Origin of the sequence: Azospirillum endophyticum, assembly GCF_016595245.1 — a bacterium.
Classification (GTDB): domain Bacteria; phylum Pseudomonadota; class Alphaproteobacteria; order Azospirillales; family Azospirillaceae; genus Azospirillum; species Azospirillum endophyticum.
In genome coordinates this window covers 1-17,615 of sequence record NZ_JAENHM010000028.1, presented here as the reverse complement: position 1 = coordinate 17,615, position 17,615 = coordinate 1, and the positions used below count along the sequence as shown (strand labels likewise).

Here is a 17,615-nt window from a genome sequence, read left to right as displayed (position 1 = left end):
CAAGATCGGCGCGGCGGGGGGCCGAATCAAGGCCGGCAGGGCACCCATGCGAGTTTGGCCCTCTCCCGCGGCGGAAGAGGGCCGAACGAAACGCGAGGTGTCGGGATCAGGCGCGGGATCGGACGCGGAGCGTCAGTCCAGCACGCCCATGCACCAGCCGAGGATGGCCTTCTGGGCGTGCAGGCGGTTCTCCGCCTCGTCCCAGACCACCGAATGGCGGCCGTCGATCACGCCGTCGGTCACTTCCTCGTTCCGGTGGGCCGGCAGGCAGTGCATGAACAGCGCGTCCGGGTGGGCGTGCGCCATCAGCGCCTCGTTCACCTGATAGGGGCCGAGGATCGCCGCCCGCTCGTCGACATCGGTGTTGTGCATCGAGGCCCAGGCGTCGGTGATGACGCATTCGGCCCCGCGCACCGCCTCTTCCGGCTGGTCGGTGACGACCAGACGGCCGCTGCCCTCGCGTTCCGCCCAGGCCAGCAGCTCCGGCGACGGGCCGTAGACGCCGGGGCAGGCCAGCCGCAGCTCGAAGCCGAAGCGCACGGCGGCATGCGCCCAGCTGACCGCGACGTTGTTGCAGTCGCCGATCCAGGCGACGGTCCGGCCGTTGATCGGACCGCGATGCTCCTCGAAGGTCATCAGGTCGGCCATGATCTGGCAGGGGTGGGTCTGGTCGGTCAGGCCGTTGATGATCGGCACGCTGGCGTGGGCCGCCAGTTCGTGCACCCGCTCCTCGCCGGTGGTGCGGACCATCACCGCGTCGACGAAGCGCGACAGCACGCGGGCGGTGTCGCCGATGGTCTCGCCGCGGCCGAGCTGCATGTCGTCGGGCTTCAGCACCACGACGCTGCCGCCGAACTGCTGCATGCCGACCTCGAACGACACGCGGGTGCGGGTCGAGGGCTTCTCGAAGATCAGGGCCAGCGCGCGGCCGGCCAACAGGGTCGAGTGGGCAAGCCGGTCCTTCTTCAGGTCGGCCTTGATGCGGACGGCATGATCGAGCAGGCGGCGCAGGGTGGCGCCGTCCATCCGGTCGATGTCGAGGAAATGCCGGACGCTGTTACTGGCCTTGTTGTTGACGCCGCTCATCCCAGGCACTCCTGCGCCGTCCGGTCGAGAATCCCGACGGCTTCATTCACTTCGGCTTCGCCGATGTTCAGGGGCGGCAGCAGCCGCACCACATTGTCGCCGGCTGGAACCGACAGCAGGCCGTTGGCGCGCAGCTTCGCCACCACCTCGCCCACCGGCTGGCCCAGCTTCAGGCCGAGCATCAGGCCCTGGCCGCGCAGTTCCAGGAACATCGCCGGATGCTTGGCGATCAGCTCTTCCAGGCGGCCGCGCAGGGTGGCCGAGGTCTGCTGGACGCTGTCCAGGAAGCCCGGGGCCAGCATGACGTCCAGCACGGCGTTGCCGACGGCGGTCGCCAGCGGGTTGCCGCCATAGGTCGAGCCATGGGTGCCGGCGGTCATGCCCGACGCCGCACGCTCGGTGGCCAGGCAGGCGCCGAGCGGGAAGCCGCCGCCGATCCCCTTGGCGACGCACATGACGTCCGGGGTGATGCCGGCCCATTCATGGGCGAACAGCTTGCCGGTACGGCCCATGCCGCACTGGATCTCGTCGAGGAACAGCAGCAGGCCATGCTCGTCGCACAGCGCGCGAAGGCCGCGCAGGAACTCGACCGAGCCGGCGCGGATGCCGCCCTCGCCCTGGATCGGCTCGATGCAGATTCCGCCGGTCTGGGGGGTGATGGCGGCGCGCACGGCGTCGAGGTCGCCGAACGGCACTTGGTCGAAACCGTCCAGCAGCGGATCGAAGCCATGCACCAGCTTCTCCTGCTTGGCGGCCGAGATGGCGCCCAGCGTGCGGCCGTGGAAGGCCTGCTCGAAGGTGATGATGCGGTTCTTCTGCGGGTTGCCGCTGTCATAATGGTACTTGCGGACGGCCTTGGCGCCGCATTCCCACGCCTCGGCCCCCGAGTTCGTGAAGAACACGGTGTCGGCGAAGGTCACTTCGGTCAGGCGCTTGCCCAGGCTCTCCTGCCCGGCGACCCGGAACAGGTTGGAGGTGTGCCACAGCTTTTTCGCCTGCTCGGTCAGCTTCTCGACCAGATAGGGATGCGCGTGACCCAGGGCGTTCACCGCGACGCCGGCGGCGAAATCAAGGAATCGTCGCCCATCGGTCGCGTAGAGATACGGACCTTCACCGCGCTCGAAAACGACATCGGCGCGGGCGTATGTGGGCATAACGACGGGGATCACGGCGTTGGTCTCCCAAAAAGGAAAATCCGGCGGCCAAGGCTGGCCGCCGGGAACGGCAAATATCCGGAGATTGATCGGTTCTGTCAACGGACAGGTCGGAAAAGGCGCGGCTTTCGCGGAATCTTCACGCCTTCAGCTTGTAGCCGGTCTTGAACATGCGCCATGCCAGCCACCACAGCCCGGCATTCACCGCCAGCATCACCGCCACGCCCAGCCAGCGCGACCCGTCCGACATGCCGATGAAGCCGTAGCGGAAGCCGTCGATCATGTAGAAGAAGGGATCGAAATGGGCGACCCACCAGAAGACCGGCGGCAGGGTGTCGACGGAATAGAAGGTGCCGGACAGGAAGGACAGCGGCGTCACCACGAAGTTGGTCACCGCGGCGATGTTGTCGAACTTCTCCGACCAGACGCCGCCGACCAGGCCCAGCAGCGACAGCAGCATCGACGCCATCACCGCGTGGAACAGCACGAAGCCCGGATGCGGCATGTGCATCGGGATCACCGCCCAGATGGCGAGCCCGGTCACCAACCCGACCACGACGCCGCGGGTGACGCCGCCCAGCACGAAGCCGCTGACCAGCTCCATCGGCGACAGCGGCGGCATCAGGATGTCGACGATGTTGCCCTGCACCTTGGCGATCACGACGGAGGAGGAGGTGTTGGCGAAGGCGTTCTGCACCATCGCCATCATGATCAGGCCGGGAGCGAGGAACTCCAAATAGGGTGTCGGACCGACCATCCGCACCGCCGATCCCAGCGACAGGGCGAACACCGCGTAATAGAGCAGCGTCGTCACCACCGGCGCCCAGACGGTCTGCTGGTGCACCTTGATGAAGCGCCGCACCTCGCGTGCGTAGAGCGTCCACAGGCCGATCCAGTTGACGGAACCGACATTGCGCGGCATGGGAGGAAGGGGAAGGGTCATCGCGTCACGATCTGCCTTTTGGGAACCGGCGCCCGCGGTTTCGCACCCATGCGGGAGCCGACGGAGGGCCGGAGCTGTTTCGCCAGGAAAGGGCGCCGGGAAGGTCACGGACCGCCGAGAAAGTGACGGACTTTACTTGCGGCCCGCCCATCCGGCAACCGCCGCCGCCGAAGGGACTGCCATGAACGCCGACGATAAACGCGCCTCTCCGCCGGCCCGGAAGCCGCCGAAGCGGGTCACGCCGCAATATCTGGAGAACGCGGCGCTTTATTACCTGGAGCGTTTCGCCAGTTCGACCTCCAATCTCCGCCGGGTGTTGATGCGCAAGGTCGACCTGTCGGCCAAGGCCCATGGCACCGACCGGGAGGAGGGGGCCCGCTGGGTCGACGATCTGCTGGCCCGCTATGTCCGCAGCGGCCTGCTGAACGACGAGACCTATGCCCGCATGCGCACGGAGAGCCTGCACCGTCGCGGTGCCTCCACCCGGCTGATCGCCCAGAAGCTGGCCGGCAAGGGCATCGGCCGCGACGAGGCCGACAAGGCGTTGGACAGCCTGCGCGAGGATGTCGGGCCCGATCTGGACCTGACCGCGGCCCTGGCGCTCGCCAAACGGCGGCGGCTCGGTCCGTACCGGCGGTCGGAGCAGCGGGAGGCATACCGCGAGAAGGACATGGCGGCGCTGGGCCGCGCGGGATTCGGGTACGAGATCGCCCGGCGGGTGGTGGATGCGGAGGATCCGGACGAGGTGCTCGAGGAGTGAGGCCTAACCCCCACCCCAGAACGACGAAACGCGCGGCATCCTTTCGGATGTCGCGCGCCGCTCTCTTACCGGGAGTCGGAATCGTCCTGTACGCGTCTTAAATTTCGTCAGCGGAGCGGCAAGCGCCCCGCGTCAGCACACCAAACGCGCCCCAGATGCCGGGAAACGATCAGGCCGCGGCCTGCTGCTTCTCCTGGGCCTTGGAAATCCGGCGCTTGATGCGACGGGCGTCCAGGCTCAACACGGCGTCCTTCGCATCGAGCAGGAAGGCGTCGAGGCCACCCTTGTGCTCGATCGAGCGGATCGCGTTCACCGAGAGGCGCAGACGCACCAGCTGCCCCAGGCTGTCGCTGAGCAGCGACGTTTCCTGGAGGTTCGGCTGGAAGCGACGGCGATTCTTGTTGTTGGCGTGGCTGACGTTGTTGCCAAACTGCGTGCCCTTGCCGGTCACGGAGCACCGACGTGCCATCGGACTGTTCCTTTATTTTAGCAAATGAAACCCGGTAACGGACGGCCCGCCGCCCGAAGGAGGCCGCTATATAGTCGAACAAAAGCGCCGTCGTCAAGCCGGGATCCGCGATGAAACCGTCAAAAGCCGAGTCGTCGCGGGAAAGCGGAGAGTCGAAGCGCGGCGGCCTCTTCGGTCAGGTGAAGAGACGCGCCGCTTCAATCTTGTCCCGACAGGTGTCAGTTCACGGTGGGTGAGGTCTTCGACGCCGGCTTGGCGGCGACAGGCTTGCCCGTACGGCGCAGAGCCGGCTTGGCCGCGTCCTTCACCTCGGCGGCGAGGGCGTCGGCAGGGGGGATGGCGGGGGCGGCCGCTTCGGCCTTCACTGCCTCGACCAGCTTCTGGACCGGCACTTCGACCGGCTTGGCGGCAGCGGCCGCGGCGACCGGAGCGGTCTCGGAAACGGCGACCGGAACCGGGGCCGGAGCGGCTTCCGGGGCCTCGACGACTGGCGCCGGAACGGGAGCCTCGACCATCGGCGCGGCAACCATCGCCGGGGCCGGCTTCGGCGCCTCGGCCTTCGGGACCACGGAGAGCGGAGCGGCGACCGGCGTGGGAGCCGGGGCGGTATCGGCGGCCGGAGTCGGCAGGGAGGCGATCTCGGCGGCGATCTTGGTGGAGACGTCCAGGAAGCCCTGGACGCTCTCGTTCACGCGGGCCTGGGTGGTGGACAGCCAATCGCGCTGCAGTGCGGCCAGATCGGCGGCGGTGCGGGCCTTGCCCAGTCCGGCGGCCAGACGGCTGGCGTCGTTCACCGACGCGGTCATGCCGTCGAACCAGCGGCGGTAGCCGTCCTGGACCAGGGTGGCGACGCGGGCGGACTTGGCGGCAGTGGTGGCCACAGTAGTCTGGGCGTTGGTCTTGAACAGGGTCAGGACGTTGGCGGGGGTCGGCTGAGCGGTCATGGCGTTGTCTCCCGTGGTAGAAGTCACATTGGCGGAAACGGAAAGGCCGCTCCGGCGTAACCCCAGGAGACCGCGGGCACCCCGGCCCAAGCGATGTGCCTTAGCGATATGAACGAATCGACAATGGTCGAATCGGCGCACGTCGCCCCTTTCCCGCCCAGCGCAGAATAGCCCTACCGCTGGTGCGGTGCAACGGATTTGTTGCGGTGCAACATAAGCTGAACGGGCTATGCGCCTGCAGACCGATCAAGGAAGCGTCCCAAAAGGATATGGGCCGCCGCCGCCGGGATGACGGACCCCGCGGTCACCTCCGCTTCGAGTCGCGCCAGATCGGCACGGACGGCGGGGTGGGCGCGGAACCGGTCGATCAGCGTCTCGCGGATCTCGCTCCACAGCCAGGCGCGGGCCTGCTCGGACCGGCGGGTGGCGCGGGCGCCGTTGGCTTCGGTCAGCGCCTTATGTTCGCCGATGGTCTGCCACACCGTGTCGATCCCCGCCTTCTGCACGGCGGAGCAGCTGAGCACCGGCACCCGCCAGTCGCCATGGCGCAGCAGCGTCAGCGCATGGCGGTAGTCGGCCACCGTATGGCGGGCGGTGGCGGCGAGGTCGCCGTCGGCCTTGTTGACGACGACGAGGTCGGCCAGCTCGACGATGCCTTTCTTGATGCCCTGCAGCTCGTCGCCGCCGGCCGGCAGCAGCAGCAGCATGAACAGGTCGACCATGTCGGCGACCGCGGTCTCCGACTGGCCGACACCGACCGTCTCCACGATGATGACGTCGAAGCCGGCGGCCTCGCAGACCAGCATCGCCTCGCGCGTGCGGCGCGCCACCCCGCCCAGGGTCGCACCCGCGGGGGAGGGGCGGATGAAGGCGTCGGCCTCGCGCGACAGGTCGACCATCCGGGTCTTGTCGCCGAGAATCGAACCGCCGGTGCGCTGCGACGACGGATCGACCGCCAGCACCGCGACCTTGTGTCCCAGCCCGATGACATGCAGACCGAACGCCTCGATGAAGGTCGATTTTCCCACCCCCGGCACGCCGGAGATGCCGAGTCGCACCGAGTTGCCGGTGTGGGGCAGGAGGGCCGCCAGCAGCGCGTCGGCCGTGGCGCGATGGTCGGCGCGCGTCGATTCGATCAGCGTGATCGCCCTCGCCAGAGCCCGTCGGTCCCCCGACCGGACGGCGTCAGCGAGGGGAGCGGCGTCTTGCGGGGTGGTGTCGGTCATGGTGGCGGCATCGGCTTGTGCGAGGGGAGGGCTACCCTACTCGCGCAGCGGACTGGGATAAAGCCTTTGGCGGGGTGGCCGGTCGTCCCGGAAGCTGTGGTTTCGGTGCGTAAGCTTTCCACGGATTTCACGGATTTGGACACGGATTTCACGGATTTTTTTGTGCTTGGCGGCGCTTCGGCTCTTCACGAAGGGGTGCTGCCTTGGGCCGCGACATCCGTGAAATCCATGGAGATCTTGTCCACACCTCCCGCGCCCAAGGAATCGCCGGCGCCCTACGTCCGCACCGCCGGCGACTCCACCGCCTCCAGGTTCAGCGCGGCGGCGAGCAGGGCCCGGGTGTAGTCCTCGCGTGGGTCCTCGAAGATGCGCTGGGTCGGTCCCTGCTCGACCACCTTGCCGTCCTTCATCACCATGACGTGGCTGGACAGCGCCCGCACCACCCGCAGGTCGTGGCTGATGAACAGGTAGGCGAGGTTGTGGCGGGCCTGGATGTCGCGCAGCAGGTCGACGATCTGCGCCTGCACCGACATGTCGAGCGCCGAGGTCGGCTCGTCCAGCACGACGAATTTCGGCTTCAGCACCAGGGCGCGGGCGATGGCGATGCGCTGGCGCTGGCCGCCGGAGAACTCGTGCGGGTAGCGATGGCGCGCCTCGGGCGGCAGCCCGACCTCCTCCAGCGCGCGGGCGACCATGGCTTCGCGCTCGCTGCGGTCGCCGATGCCGTGGATGCCCAGCCCCTCGCCGATGATCTGGCCGACCGACAGGCGGGGGGACAGGCTGCCATAGGGGTCCTGGAAGACGATCTGCATCTCCCGCCTCAAGCCGCGCAGGCGTTTGGGCTGCCAGCCCTGGATGTCGGTGCCGTCGAAGCGGATGGCGCCCTGGCTGGCGTGCAGGCGCAGGAGCGCCAAGCCCAGCGTGGTCTTGCCCGATCCCGATTCGCCGACGACGCCCACCGTGTGGCCGCGGCGGACCTCGACGTCGACGCCGTCCACCGCCTTCACATGGCCGACGGTGCGGCGCAGAAGCCCCTTCTTGATCGGGAAATGCACCTTCAGCCGGTCGGCGGCCATCACCTCCGCCGCGTCCTCGGGCGGCGACAGCGGGTTGCCGCGCGGCTCGGCCGACAGCAGCTTCTTCGTGTAGGGATGGCGTGGGCGGATGAACAGGTCGTCGACCTTGGCCTGCTCGACGATCTCGCCCTGGTTCATCACGCAGACGCGGTCGGCCATCTTGCGCACCACGCCGAGGTCGTGGGTGATCAGCAGCAGCGCCATGCCGAAGCGGCTCTGCAGATCCTTCAGCAGCGCCAGGATCTGCGCCTGGATGGTGACGTCCAGCGCCGTGGTCGGCTCGTCGGCGATCAGCAGGTCGGGCTCGTTGGCGAGCGCCATGGCGATCATCACGCGCTGGCGCTGGCCGCCCGACAGCTCGTGCGGGTAGGCGGTCAGCCGCTTTTCCGGGTCGGGCAGGCCGACGAGGCGCAGCAGCTCCAGCGTGCGGGCGCGGGCGGCGCTGCGCGACAGGCGCTTGTGCAGGAACAGGGTCTCGTTGATCTGCCGCTCGATGCTGTGGAGCGGGTTCAGCGAGGTCATCGGCTCCTGGAAGATCATGGCGATGCGGTTGCCGCGCACCTGCCGCAGGGTCTTCTCCTCGGCACCCAGCAGTTCGGTATCGCGGAAGCGGATCGAGCCTGCGGGGTGGTGCGCCACCGGATAGGGCAGCAGCTGCAGGATCGACAGCGCCGTGACCGACTTGCCGGAGCCCGATTCGCCGACGAGCGCCACCGTCTCGCCCTTCTGGATGTCGAAGGAAACGCCCTTGACGGCCTGGGTCGCGCCGGCGCCCGAACGGAAATCGACGCGCAGGCCCCGCACGGACAGGAGGTCTGGGTTGGGAGGCATCAGGCTCATGTCGGCGACCGTCCGCTAAATCCCCCTCTCCCCCCCGCTTTCGCGCAAACGAAGTTTGCGCTGTCGCGGCAGGCGGACCGAAGGTCCGCCGAGAGCGGGGAGAGGGTCGGGGTGAGGGGGAGGCATAGAGTGGAGTTATGGGGCAATGAGAGACTTTGCGCTTCTTGCGAAGGCGCGCAGTGCATCCCCCTCACCCTAACCCTCTCCCCGCTTTCGGCGGACCTGAGGTCCGCCTGTCGCGTCAGCGCAAACGGAGTTTGCGCGTGAGCGGGGGGGAGAGGGGACAGGCGGTCGTGGTCGGCGCGCACCGTCATTCCGCCGCCTCCTTGCGGGCTGCCGGCCCTGCAGCGGCCTCGCCGGGCAGCGCGCTGGACATCTGGGCGATGGTCTTGCGCGGGTCGAAGGCGTCGCGCACCGCCTCGCCGATGAAGATCAGCAGGCTCAGCATGATCGCCAGCACGAAGAAAGCGGTCAGGCCGAGCCAGGGGGCCTGCAGGTTGGCCTTGCCCTGGGCCAGCAGCTCGCCGAGCGAGGGCGAGCCGGGCGGCAGGCCGAAGCCGAGGAAGTCCAGCGCGGTCAGGGTGGTGATGGAGCCGTTGAGGATGAAGGGCATGAAGGTCAAGGTCGCCACCATCGCGTTGGGCAGCACATGGCGCACCATGATGGTGACGTCGCCGGCGCCCAGTGCCTTGGCGGCCCGTACGTAATCCAGGTTGCGCGCCCGCAGGAACTCCGCCCGCACCACATGGACCAGCGAGGTCCAGGAGAACAGCAGCAGCAGGCCGAGCAGCCACCAGAAGGTCGGCGTCACCACGCTGGCCAGGATGATCAGCAGGAACAGGGTGGGCAGCCCCTGCCAGATCTCGATGAAGCGTTGGAACAGGAGGTCGGTCAGTCCGCCGAAATAGCCCTGGACCGCACCGGCCGCCACGCCGACGACCGAGGAGAAGGCGGTCAGCACCAGCCCGAACAGCACCGAGATGCGGAAGCCGTAGATCAGTCGCGCCACGACGTCGCGCCCCTGGTCGTCGGTGCCCAGCCAGTTGTCGGCGGACGGCGGCGCCGGAGCGGGAACCGGCAGGTTGTAGTTGATGGTGCGGTAGCTGTAGGGGATCGGCGGCCAGACCATCCAGCCCTTGGCGTTGATCAGGTCACGGACGTAAGCGTCGCGGTAATCGGTCTCGGTCTCGAACTCGCCGCCGAAGGTGGTCTCGGGATAGGCGTGGAAGACCGGCCAGTAGTAGCGATTCTCGTATTCGATCACCAGCGGCTTGTCGTTGGCGATGAACTCCGCCCCCAGCGAGACGACGAACAGCACCAGGAAGATCCAGAAGGACCAGAAGCCGCGACGGTTCGCCTTGAAGTTTGCCAGCCGGCGCCGGGTCAGCGGAGTCATCAAACCCTCCGCGAATCGAAGTCGATGCGGGGATCGACCATCACATAGGTGATGTCGCCGACCAGATTCATGATCAGCCCCAGCAGCGTGAAGAAATAGAGCGTGCCGAACATCACCGGATAGTCGCGGTTGATCGCCGCCTCGAAGCCGAGCAGCCCCAGCCCGTCGAGCGAGAAGATCACCTCGATCAGCATGGCGCCGGTGAACAGGATGCCGATGAAGGCGCCGGGGAAGCCGGCGATGACGATCAGCATGGCGTTGCGGAAGACATGGCCGTACAGCACCCGCCGCTCCGTCAGGCCCTTGGCCCGGGCGGTGGTGACGTACTGCTTGCCGATTTCCTCCATGAAGGAGTTCTTGGTCAGCATGGTCAGGCCGGCGAAGCCGCCGATCACCATGGAGATCACCGGCAGCGCCATGTGCCAGAAATAGTCGAGCACCTGTTTGTACCAGGGCAGGTCGCCCCAATTGTCCGACACCAGTCCACGCAGCGGGAACCAGTCGAGATAGCGCCCGCCGGCGAACACCACGATCAGCAGCACGGCGAACAGGAAGCTGGGGATGGCGTAGCCGACGATGACCACGCCGGAGGTCCAGACGTCGAAGGGCTGGCCGTCGCGCACCGCCTTGGCGATGCCGAGCGGGATGGAAACCAGATAGACGATCAGCGTCGTCCAGATGCCGAGCGAGATCGACACCGGCATCTTCTCCAGCACCAGATCGACCACGCGGCGGTCGCGGAAGTAGCTGGTTCCGAAATCGAACATGACGTAGTTCGACATCATGTGGATGAAGCGTTCGTGCAGCGGCTTGTCGAAGCCGAACTCCTTCTCCAGCTGCTTGATGAAGGCGGGGTCCAGCCCCTGGGCGCCGCGATACTTGCCGCCGCTGTCGCCGCCGGTCTGGCTCTGGCGCTGGGCGGTGTTGGCGTCGCCGCCGGCGCTGCCGCCGATGCGCGAGGTCGCTTCCACCGCGGTGCCCTGGACGCGGGCGATCATCTGCTCGATCGGGCCGCCGGGGGCGATCTGCACGATCAGGAAATTGATCACCATGATCCCGAACAGGGTGGGGATGATCAGCAACAGGCGGCGGATGATGTAGGCCAGCATCGCGGGTGTCCCGACCCTCCCCAGTCTTCAAGGTGACGCAGTTCAGCTCAGCTTTGTATCAGGGTCCCGTGCGGCGCGCGCTGTTGGCCAGCTTGGCGTTCTTGTCGGCATCGATCCACCAGCTGTCCGGGAAGCCCAGGCCGTATTTCGGGGCAACCGCCGGATGGGAGAAACGGTTCCAATAGGCGACGCGGTACACGGTGTCGTGCCAGTGCGGGATGACGTACCAGTTCCACAGCAGCACGCGGTCGAGCGCGCGGGTGGCGGCGATCAGCGCCTCGCGGTTGGGGGCGGCGATCAGCGTTTCCACCAGCTTGTCGACCGCCGGGTTCTTGATGCCGATGGCGTTCCGGCTGCCGGGCAGGTCGGCGCGCGAGGATTCCCAGTAGTCGCGCTGTTCGTTGCCGGGCGACAACGACTGCGGGAACCGCTCGATGATCATATCGTAATCGAAATTATCCGTGCGGTTCTGGTACTGTGCGCTGTCGACCACGCGGATTTGCGCCTCGATCCCGGCACGCTCCAGATTGCGGACGAAGGGCTGGACGATGCGTTCCATGTCGGCCTGGACCAGCAGGATCTCGAAGCGGAAGGGCTGGCCCTGCGCATTGGCCAGCTTGCCGTTCTTCAGATCCCAGCCGGCTTCTTTCAGCAGCCCGAGCGCGGTGCGGAGGTTGCCGCGGATGTTGCCGCTGGCGTCGGTCTTCGGCGGCTCGTAGGGCTTGGTGAACACCTCGTCCGGGATCTGGCCGCGGAAGGGCTCCAGCAGCTTCAGCTCGGCGGGGGAGGGCAGGCCGGTGGCCGCCAGCTCGGTGTTGGCGAAATAGCTCTTGGTGCGCTGGTAGAGGCCGTAGGACAGGTTGGCGCGCGTCCATTCATAGTCGAACAGGTAGTTCAGCGCCTCGCGCACGTGGCGGTCCTCGAAGATCGGGCGGCGGATGTTGAAGACGAAGGCCTGCATGCCCTGCGGGTCCTCGTGCTTGATCTCCTCCTTGACGATCTGGCCGTTCTGCACCGCCGGGACGTTGTAGCCGGTGGTCCAGTTCTTCGAGGAGTTCTCCAGCCGGAAATCATAGGCGCCGGCCTTGAACGCCTCGAACGCCACGTCGAGGTCGCGGTAATAGTCGTAGCGGATGCGGTCGAAATTGTAGCGGCCGCGGTTGATCGGCAGATCCTTCGCCCACCAGTCCTTGACCCGCTCATAGGTGATGGCGCGGCCGGCCTGCACGTCCACCACCTTGTAGGGGCCGCTGCCGATCAGCGGCTCCAGCGTCGTGGTGGCGAAGTCGCGGTTGGCGAAGGCGTGCTTGGGCAGAACCGGAAGCTGGCCCATGATGACCGGCAGTTCGGGATTGTTGCCATCCCGGAACGAGAATTTGACCGTTCGCTCGCCGGTCTTCTCCGCCTTGGTCACGTCGGCGTAGTAGGTGCGGTAGAGCGGGTGGCCCTTCTCCTTCAGCGTGTCGAAGCTCCAGATCACGTCGTCCGCCGTGACCGGCTGGCCGTCGTGGAAGCGGGCCTCCGGCCGCAGGGTGAAGGCGACCCAGGTACGGTCCGGCGCGACCTCGATGCTTTGGGCCAGCAGGCCGTATTCGGTGATCCCCGCCTCGTCGCCGTTGCTGGTGGTCAGTGTCTCGAACGGCAGACTGGAGCCGGCGGCGGCCTGTCCGCGCAGGATGAAGGGGTTGAGATTGTCGAAGCCGCCGACGGCCATCAGCTTGACCTCGCCGCCCTTCGGGGCGTCGGGATTGACGTAGTCGAGATGCTGGAAGTCCGGCCCGTATTTCGGTTTGCCGTGCAGGGACAGGGCATGGCTGCCCTGGGGCTGGCCCTGGGTCTGCGCCGCAAGCGGGGAGGTCAGCAGAAGCCCCGCCGCCATCATCACCGCTGCCGCTGCCATACCGGTGCCCAGCCACCGCATCCGACCCGTCATGCCCGATCCCCTCCCTCGGTTGTTTTCTCGAAAATCGTTCCGCCTGATGGAGTTAGCGCCGCAATGGGGCGTCATCAAGGCTGCGCCGCCTTCTTCGCCGCATCGACCCACCAGGTCGCCGGGAAATTGGTGCTGCGATAGTCCTGATCGTATTTCGGCCAGACCGCGGGATGGGCCAGCCACGCCTTGTGGGCGACCCAGCTTTCCGGGTTGTGCCACTGCGGCACCATGTAGAAGCCCCACAGCAGCACGCGGTCGAGCGCGCGGGTGGCGGCCTGCACGCTGTCCAGATCCTTGGCGGTCAGCGCCTTTTCGATCAGGGCGTCGGCCACCGGGTCGTGGATGCCGGAGTAGTTCGCCGATCCCTTGATGCCGGCGGCGGCGGAGCCGAAATAGCTGCGCAGTTCGGTGCCGGGCGGGGTGAAGAAGGCGAGATTGATGATGGTGGCGTCGAAATCGAACTCGTCCAGCCGCGCTTGATACTGGGCGGTGTCGACGAGGCGGATGGTGGCGTCGATGCCGATCCGGCGCAGCGTCTCGACATAGGGCTGGGTGACGCGGGTCAGCGCGCCGGTGCCGTCGAGGAACTCGACCGCCATCCCCTCGCCGGTCTTCACATTGGTCAGCTTGCCGCTGCGGGTCTCCCAGCCGGCTTCCTTGAACAGGCGGGTCGCCTCGCGCACCTGGGCACGGTTGTTGCCGCCGCCGTCGGTGCTGGGCAGGGCGAAGGGCTGGGTCAGCAGCCGCTCGGACAGCTGCGCCTTGAAGGGCTCCAGCAGGGCCAGCTCCGCCGGGCCGGGCGGCCCCTTGGCGCCGAAGTCGGAGTTGGGGAAGTTGCTGAGCGTCCGCCTGTACTGGCCGTACAGGATGTTCTTCTGGATCCAGTCGAAATCGAACAGCAGGGCCAGAGCCTCGCGCACGCGCGGGTCGGCGAACTTGTCGCGCCGGGTGTTCAGGCGGAAGCCCTGGGCGCCCAGCGGCAGCTCGCTCGGCACCTCCAGCTTCAGGACGCGGCCGTCCTTGGCGGCGGGGAAATCATAGCCGGTGGTCCAGCGCTGCGCCCGGTATTCGCCGCGGAAATCGTAGGCGCCGGCCTTGAACGCCTCGAACATCACGTCGTCGTCGCGGTAAAAATCGTCCTTCACGATGTCGAAATTGTAGAAGCCGCGGGCGGTCGGCAGATCCTTCGCCCACCAGTCGGCGACCCGCTCATAGGTGATGGAGCGGCCGGCATCGACCGTCTTGATCCGGTAGGGGCCGCTGCCGAGCACCGGCTCCAGCGTCGTCTTGGAGATGTCGCGCCCTTGGGCGGTCCACCAATGCCTGGGCTGCGGCGAGAAGGTGGTGGCGAAGTCGATGATCGGCTTGATCTCCCCGGTGCCGGTCAGGGTGATCTTGAAGCGGCGGTCGTCCAGCGCCTCCACCTTGGCGGTGTGATCGAGGAAGGACTTGATGAAAGGCGCGCCATGGGCCTGGATGGCGTCCCAGGTGAAGACGATGTCGGCACTGGTGATCGGCGTGCCGTCCTGCCAGTGGGCACCCTGGCGCAGCGTGAAGATCGCCCAGCCGTAATCGTCGGGCACCTCGACGCTCTCCGCCAGATGGGCGTAGGCGGCGTCGAGTTCCCAGCCGGACCCGACCATCAGCGTGTCGGAGATCAGCCCCAGCGTGCGTGGCCGCACCCCACGCAGGATCAGCGTGTTCAGGCTGTCGTAGGTGCCCGGCTGCGACTCGGCCAACCCGATCGACCCGCCCTTGGGCGCGTCGGGATTGACATGGGGGAAATGGGTGAAGCCAGGCTTGAACTGCGGCTCGCCGAACTGCTTCAGCGCAGTGACGGTCCTGGTCGCTGCTTGCGCCGGCATGAGGATCGCCGGGATCGACAGGGTCAGGATCGTGGCGGCAATGGCGAGAAGGCGGCGCATCGGCGGTCCTGTCTGGGGAGCGGACGTTCTGGTTAGATTGCCACGCCCGCGCCTCGGTCAAGCGCAATTCCGGTTCACGGTCAGTTGCTTGGCGCGCTGCGCCAATGGTCGGCCATGCGGTCCATCAACTGGCGATAGCGGCGGTCGTTGCGCATCAGCTTGCGGACCGACTTGCCGTTGCGCGGATCGGCCAGCATCCAGGCTTCCGCTGCCGCCTGATGCTCGGGATGGATGGAGAGCAGGTAGATGGCCGCCTGTTCCGGCGACATTATGGTCTTTTCCGCCAGGCGTTCCAGGATCGCGCCGACATAGATCGGCAGAACCCGGCGGAAATCCTCCGGACCGCCTTCCGCCCCATCGGCCATGTCCGCATCGCCCGCCGGGGTGGCGCCGTCGCTCATCAGCGCCTGACGCTCGGCCGCCGGGAGGGCGAAGAAGGCGTCCAGCCCCAGCAGCAGCTCGCAAACGGTCTTCTTGCGCACCATCCAGTTCGATCCCGCGGACACCCGCGCCGCCAGCCCTTCCAGGAAGGGCCGCAGCTTGTCCGAGGACGTTTCGAAGACGGAACGGGCCGGTGTGGCGATGGCGGTCATCTCGGCGTCCTCAACCGGCCAGCACCGTCATGGCGTCCCGGTGGGTCTGCGGGTCGCCGGCGGCGATCACTCGGCCGCTGGAACTGGAGTCGAGCGGCTTGCCTTCCCAATCCGTCATCACCCCGCCGGCGCCGGTCACCACCGGCACCAAGGCCGCGAAGTCGTACAACTTCAGCCCCGACTCGACGACGAGGTCGTAATAGCCGGACGCCAGCAGGCCGTAGGTGTAGCAGTCGCCGCCATAGGAGGCCGTCTTCACCTTGGCGGCGACGCGGCGGTAGGCCTCGTAATCGGCACCGGGGAACAGGTCGGGCGAAGTGGTGCCGAACATGGCGGCACCCAGCCCGCCCGGGCAGGGGCGCACGCGCACCGGCTGGCCGTTGTGGGTGGTCGGCCGGCCTTCGACGCCGATCCAGCGGTCGCCGACGATGGGCTGGTCGATGATCCCCAGCACCGGGCGGCCGTGGTGGAGCAGGGCGATCAGCGTGCCGAAGATCGGCCGGCCGGTGATGAAGGACTTGGTGCCGTCGATAGGATCGATCACCCACACCCATTCGGCGTCCAGGTTCTTGGTACCGTGCTCCTCGCCATAGATGCCGTCGTCGGGGCGCTGGCTTTCGATGATGGTGCGGATGACATGCTCGGCCTCGCGGTCGGCGATGGTGACCGGCGAGGCGTCGGCCTTGTCGTCGATGGCGACGGGGGTGCGGAAGTAACGGCGGACCACGCTGCCGCTGGAGTCGGCCAACCGCTGGGCGAGCGCCACCATCGGGGCGGGGCAGGGTTCGGTCATGGTCGGCTCCTTGAGGCTGCTGTCGGTGTCGGTGCCGCATCCTAACGGCGCAGGACTGCCCCGGAAACCCGAAAGCGCCCCGGCTCCGTTTGAGGGGAGGTCGCGATTTCCGCCGGGCAGCCCAGCCGCCGGGAGGGCTTTCCGCCCGCCGCGGCTTGTGGCAGCCTCGATCGGCCATGACGAACCGACCCAACATCTACGCCGCCACGCCGGTCGATCGCGCCTCCCTCCGCCGCAAGGACGAGGATTGGCTGACGCAGGCTTGGCTGGCACCCGCGTCCCGCGTCCTGCCGGTCTGGCAGAGCAAGAGCTTCGTCGCCGGCCCGCCGGATGCGCCGCGCGCCGTCCTGCTGCCGGCCGAAGGGCTGGATGCGGTGCCGATCTTCCTCGGTTTGATGGAGGACGGCATCCCGCTGTTCACCGTCGACCTGTCGCTGGTGGAGGAGCCGGATGCGCTGCCCGCTTTGCGAAGCCACGGCCGGTTCGAGGATCTGCGCGTCACCGGCCCGCTGATGCCGGAAGGCGAGGCGGCGCTGTGCGCCTATGCCCGCGGCATGGTCTGGTGGAACGCGCGCCACCGCTTCTGCGGGGTCTGCGGGTCCCCGGCGGCGACGGCGGAAGGCGGTCATGTGCGCATCTGCACCAACCCCGACTGCGCCACCCATCATTTCCCGCGCACCGACCCGGCGGTGATCATGCTGGTCCATGACGGCGGCGACCGGGTGGTGCTGGGCCGCCAGAGCCGTTTCCCGCCCGGCATGCATTCGGTGCTGGCCGGCTTCGTCGAGCCGGGCGAGAGCCTGGAGGACACCGTCGCCCGCGAGGTGTTCGAGGAGGTCGGCCTGACCGTCACCGACATCCAGTACCGCTCGTCGCAGCCCTGGCCCTTCCCGTCGTCGCTGATGCTGGGCTTCGTCGCGCGGGCCACCAGCTTCGACATCGATACCGGTGCCGACGAGCTGGAAAGCGCCGGCTGGTTCGACCGCGACTTCCTGCGCACCCACACCCCGGACGAGACCTTCCGCCTCGCCCGCTCCGACTCGATCGCCCACCGCCTGATCCGGGAATGGATGGCGGAAGGGTGAGGATCTGTAAGTTCATGAGGACGATCATTGGCCGTCATTCCCGCGAAGGCGGAAATCCAGACTTCGCAAGTGACTGTATTGGAAACTCTGGATCCCCGCCTTCGCGCTACGGCATTTACAGATCTCGCGCCTGCAACAAGGCGTACAGTTTGAAATTGAAAAAGCCCCTCTCCCCTCGCGGGAGAGGGGTTGGGGTGAGGGGGTGCAAATTGAATTTCCCCAGCCTCCGGCCGGCCGCACCCCTTGTGTCTTTGAGTTTTGTTAGAAGAGAAGCCCTGGGGGG

15 protein-coding genes are annotated in these 17,615 nt (G+C 67.4%); 2 read left to right on the top strand and 13 right to left on the bottom strand.

Annotated elements, in window-relative coordinates:
• Positions 1-132 precede the first annotated feature (132 nt).
• From argF to JHL17_RS08880, 3 genes are all read right to left on the bottom strand, one after another.
• Positions 133-1,086 carry an ornithine carbamoyltransferase gene (gene argF, locus JHL17_RS08890; protein ID WP_200192202.1) on the bottom strand — a complete coding sequence of 318 codons (954 nt, stop codon included), beginning with the start codon at positions 1,084-1,086 and terminating at the stop codon, positions 133-135.
• The gene (locus JHL17_RS08885; protein WP_200192353.1) at positions 1,083-2,240 is read right to left on the bottom strand and encodes an aspartate aminotransferase family protein; all 1,158 of its coding nucleotides are present in this window, start codon (positions 2,238-2,240) and stop codon (positions 1,083-1,085) included. The genes argF and JHL17_RS08885 overlap by 4 nt, the downstream gene beginning before the upstream one ends.
• Before the next feature lie 139 nt (positions 2,241-2,379).
• Positions 2,380-3,183 (bottom strand): ABC transporter permease, encoded by an 804-nt coding sequence (locus JHL17_RS08880; protein ID WP_200192200.1) that lies wholly within the window; start codon positions 3,181-3,183, stop codon positions 2,380-2,382.
• A gap of 181 nt (positions 3,184-3,364) precedes the next feature.
• Between JHL17_RS08880 and JHL17_RS08875 the strand changes: the two genes are divergently transcribed.
• Positions 3,365-3,943 (top strand): regulatory protein RecX, encoded by a 579-nt coding sequence (locus JHL17_RS08875; protein ID WP_200192198.1) that lies wholly within the window; start codon positions 3,365-3,367, stop codon positions 3,941-3,943.
• Between the two features lie 169 nt (positions 3,944-4,112).
• Here the strand turns inward: JHL17_RS08875 and rpmB are convergent, their stop codons facing one another.
• The 10 genes from rpmB to hisN all read right to left on the bottom strand — a co-directional run bounded on the left by rpmB (position 4,113) and on the right by hisN (position 16,247).
• Positions 4,113-4,412 carry a 50S ribosomal protein L28 gene (gene rpmB, locus JHL17_RS08870; RefSeq protein ID WP_012973047.1) on the bottom strand — a complete coding sequence of 100 codons (300 nt, stop codon included), beginning with the start codon at positions 4,410-4,412 and terminating at the stop codon, positions 4,113-4,115.
• 218 nt (positions 4,413-4,630) lie between these two features.
• Positions 4,631-5,356 (bottom strand): hypothetical protein, encoded by a 726-nt coding sequence (locus JHL17_RS08865; RefSeq protein ID WP_200192196.1) that lies wholly within the window; start codon positions 5,354-5,356, stop codon positions 4,631-4,633.
• Positions 5,357-5,583: 227 nt separating this feature from the next.
• Positions 5,584-6,582: a methylmalonyl Co-A mutase-associated GTPase MeaB gene (gene meaB / locus JHL17_RS08860; protein WP_200192194.1), complete on the bottom strand. Its 999-nt coding sequence runs from the start codon at positions 6,580-6,582 to the stop codon at positions 5,584-5,586.
• A gap of 275 nt (positions 6,583-6,857) precedes the next feature.
• Positions 6,858-8,498 (bottom strand): ABC transporter ATP-binding protein, encoded by a 1,641-nt coding sequence (locus JHL17_RS08855; protein ID WP_200192192.1) that lies wholly within the window; start codon positions 8,496-8,498, stop codon positions 6,858-6,860.
• Between the two features lie 310 nt (positions 8,499-8,808).
• Entirely contained in the window at positions 8,809-9,894 is a 1,086-nt protein-coding gene (locus JHL17_RS08850) for an ABC transporter permease (RefSeq protein WP_200192190.1), read from the bottom strand.
• Entirely contained in the window at positions 9,894-11,003 is a 1,110-nt protein-coding gene (locus tag JHL17_RS08845; protein WP_200192188.1) for a microcin C ABC transporter permease YejB, read from the bottom strand. The genes JHL17_RS08850 and JHL17_RS08845 overlap by 1 nt, the downstream gene beginning before the upstream one ends.
• 58 nt (positions 11,004-11,061) lie before the next feature.
• On the bottom strand, positions 11,062-12,936 hold the full coding sequence (locus tag JHL17_RS08840; protein WP_200192186.1) for an extracellular solute-binding protein: 1,875 nt from the start codon (positions 12,934-12,936) through the stop codon (positions 11,062-11,064).
• A 74-nt stretch (positions 12,937-13,010) separates the two neighbouring features.
• The gene (locus JHL17_RS08835) at positions 13,011-14,861 is read right to left on the bottom strand and encodes an extracellular solute-binding protein (RefSeq protein ID WP_200192184.1); all 1,851 of its coding nucleotides are present in this window, start codon (positions 14,859-14,861) and stop codon (positions 13,011-13,013) included.
• 80 nt (positions 14,862-14,941) lie between these two features.
• Positions 14,942-15,454 (bottom strand): hypothetical protein, encoded by a 513-nt coding sequence (locus JHL17_RS08830; RefSeq protein ID WP_200192182.1) that lies wholly within the window; start codon positions 15,452-15,454, stop codon positions 14,942-14,944.
• 10 nt (positions 15,455-15,464) lie between these two features.
• On the bottom strand, positions 15,465-16,247 hold the full coding sequence (gene hisN, locus JHL17_RS08825) for a histidinol-phosphatase (RefSeq protein ID WP_200192180.1): 783 nt from the start codon (positions 16,245-16,247) through the stop codon (positions 15,465-15,467).
• 176 nt (positions 16,248-16,423) lie between these two features.
• On the opposite strand from hisN, the gene nudC reads away from it, so the two are divergent.
• Positions 16,424-17,332, top strand: coding sequence for an NAD(+) diphosphatase (nudC, locus tag JHL17_RS08820; protein WP_200192178.1), 909 nt, complete (start codon positions 16,424-16,426; stop codon positions 17,330-17,332).
• Positions 17,333-17,615: the final 283 nt, after the last annotated feature.

Bases quoted from the DNA above. Each gene is read 5' to 3' on its own strand.
- JHL17_RS08875 (WP_200192198.1), top strand. From the start codon at position 3,365: ATGAACGCCGACGATAAACGCGCCTCTCCGCCGGCCCGGAAGCCGCCG.
- nudC (WP_200192178.1), top strand. From the start codon at position 16,424: ATGACGAACCGACCCAACATCTACGCCGCCACGCCGGTCGATCGCGCC.
- JHL17_RS08840 (WP_200192186.1), bottom strand. From the start codon at position 12,936: ATGACGGGTCGGATGCGGTGGCTGGGCACCGGTATGGCAGCGGCAGCG.
- meaB (WP_200192194.1), bottom strand. From the start codon at position 6,582: ATGACCGACACCACCCCGCAAGACGCCGCTCCCCTCGCTGACGCCGTC.
- JHL17_RS08855 (WP_200192192.1), bottom strand. From the start codon at position 8,498: ATGAGCCTGATGCCTCCCAACCCAGACCTCCTGTCCGTGCGGGGCCTG.
- JHL17_RS08830 (WP_200192182.1), bottom strand. From the start codon at position 15,454: ATGACCGCCATCGCCACACCGGCCCGTTCCGTCTTCGAAACGTCCTCG.
- rpmB (WP_012973047.1), bottom strand. From the start codon at position 4,412: ATGGCACGTCGGTGCTCCGTGACCGGCAAGGGCACGCAGTTTGGCAAC.
- JHL17_RS08845 (WP_200192188.1), bottom strand. From the start codon at position 11,003: ATGCTGGCCTACATCATCCGCCGCCTGTTGCTGATCATCCCCACCCTG.
- JHL17_RS08880 (WP_200192200.1), bottom strand. From the start codon at position 3,183: ATGACCCTTCCCCTTCCTCCCATGCCGCGCAATGTCGGTTCCGTCAAC.
- JHL17_RS08865 (WP_200192196.1), bottom strand. From the start codon at position 5,356: ATGACCGCTCAGCCGACCCCCGCCAACGTCCTGACCCTGTTCAAGACC.
- argF (WP_200192202.1), bottom strand. From the start codon at position 1,086: ATGAGCGGCGTCAACAACAAGGCCAGTAACAGCGTCCGGCATTTCCTC.
- JHL17_RS08885 (WP_200192353.1), bottom strand. From the start codon at position 2,240: ATGCCCACATACGCCCGCGCCGATGTCGTTTTCGAGCGCGGTGAAGGT.
- JHL17_RS08850 (WP_200192190.1), bottom strand. From the start codon at position 9,894: ATGACTCCGCTGACCCGGCGCCGGCTGGCAAACTTCAAGGCGAACCGT.
- hisN (WP_200192180.1), bottom strand. From the start codon at position 16,247: ATGACCGAACCCTGCCCCGCCCCGATGGTGGCGCTCGCCCAGCGGTTG.
- JHL17_RS08835 (WP_200192184.1), bottom strand. From the start codon at position 14,861: ATGCGCCGCCTTCTCGCCATTGCCGCCACGATCCTGACCCTGTCGATC.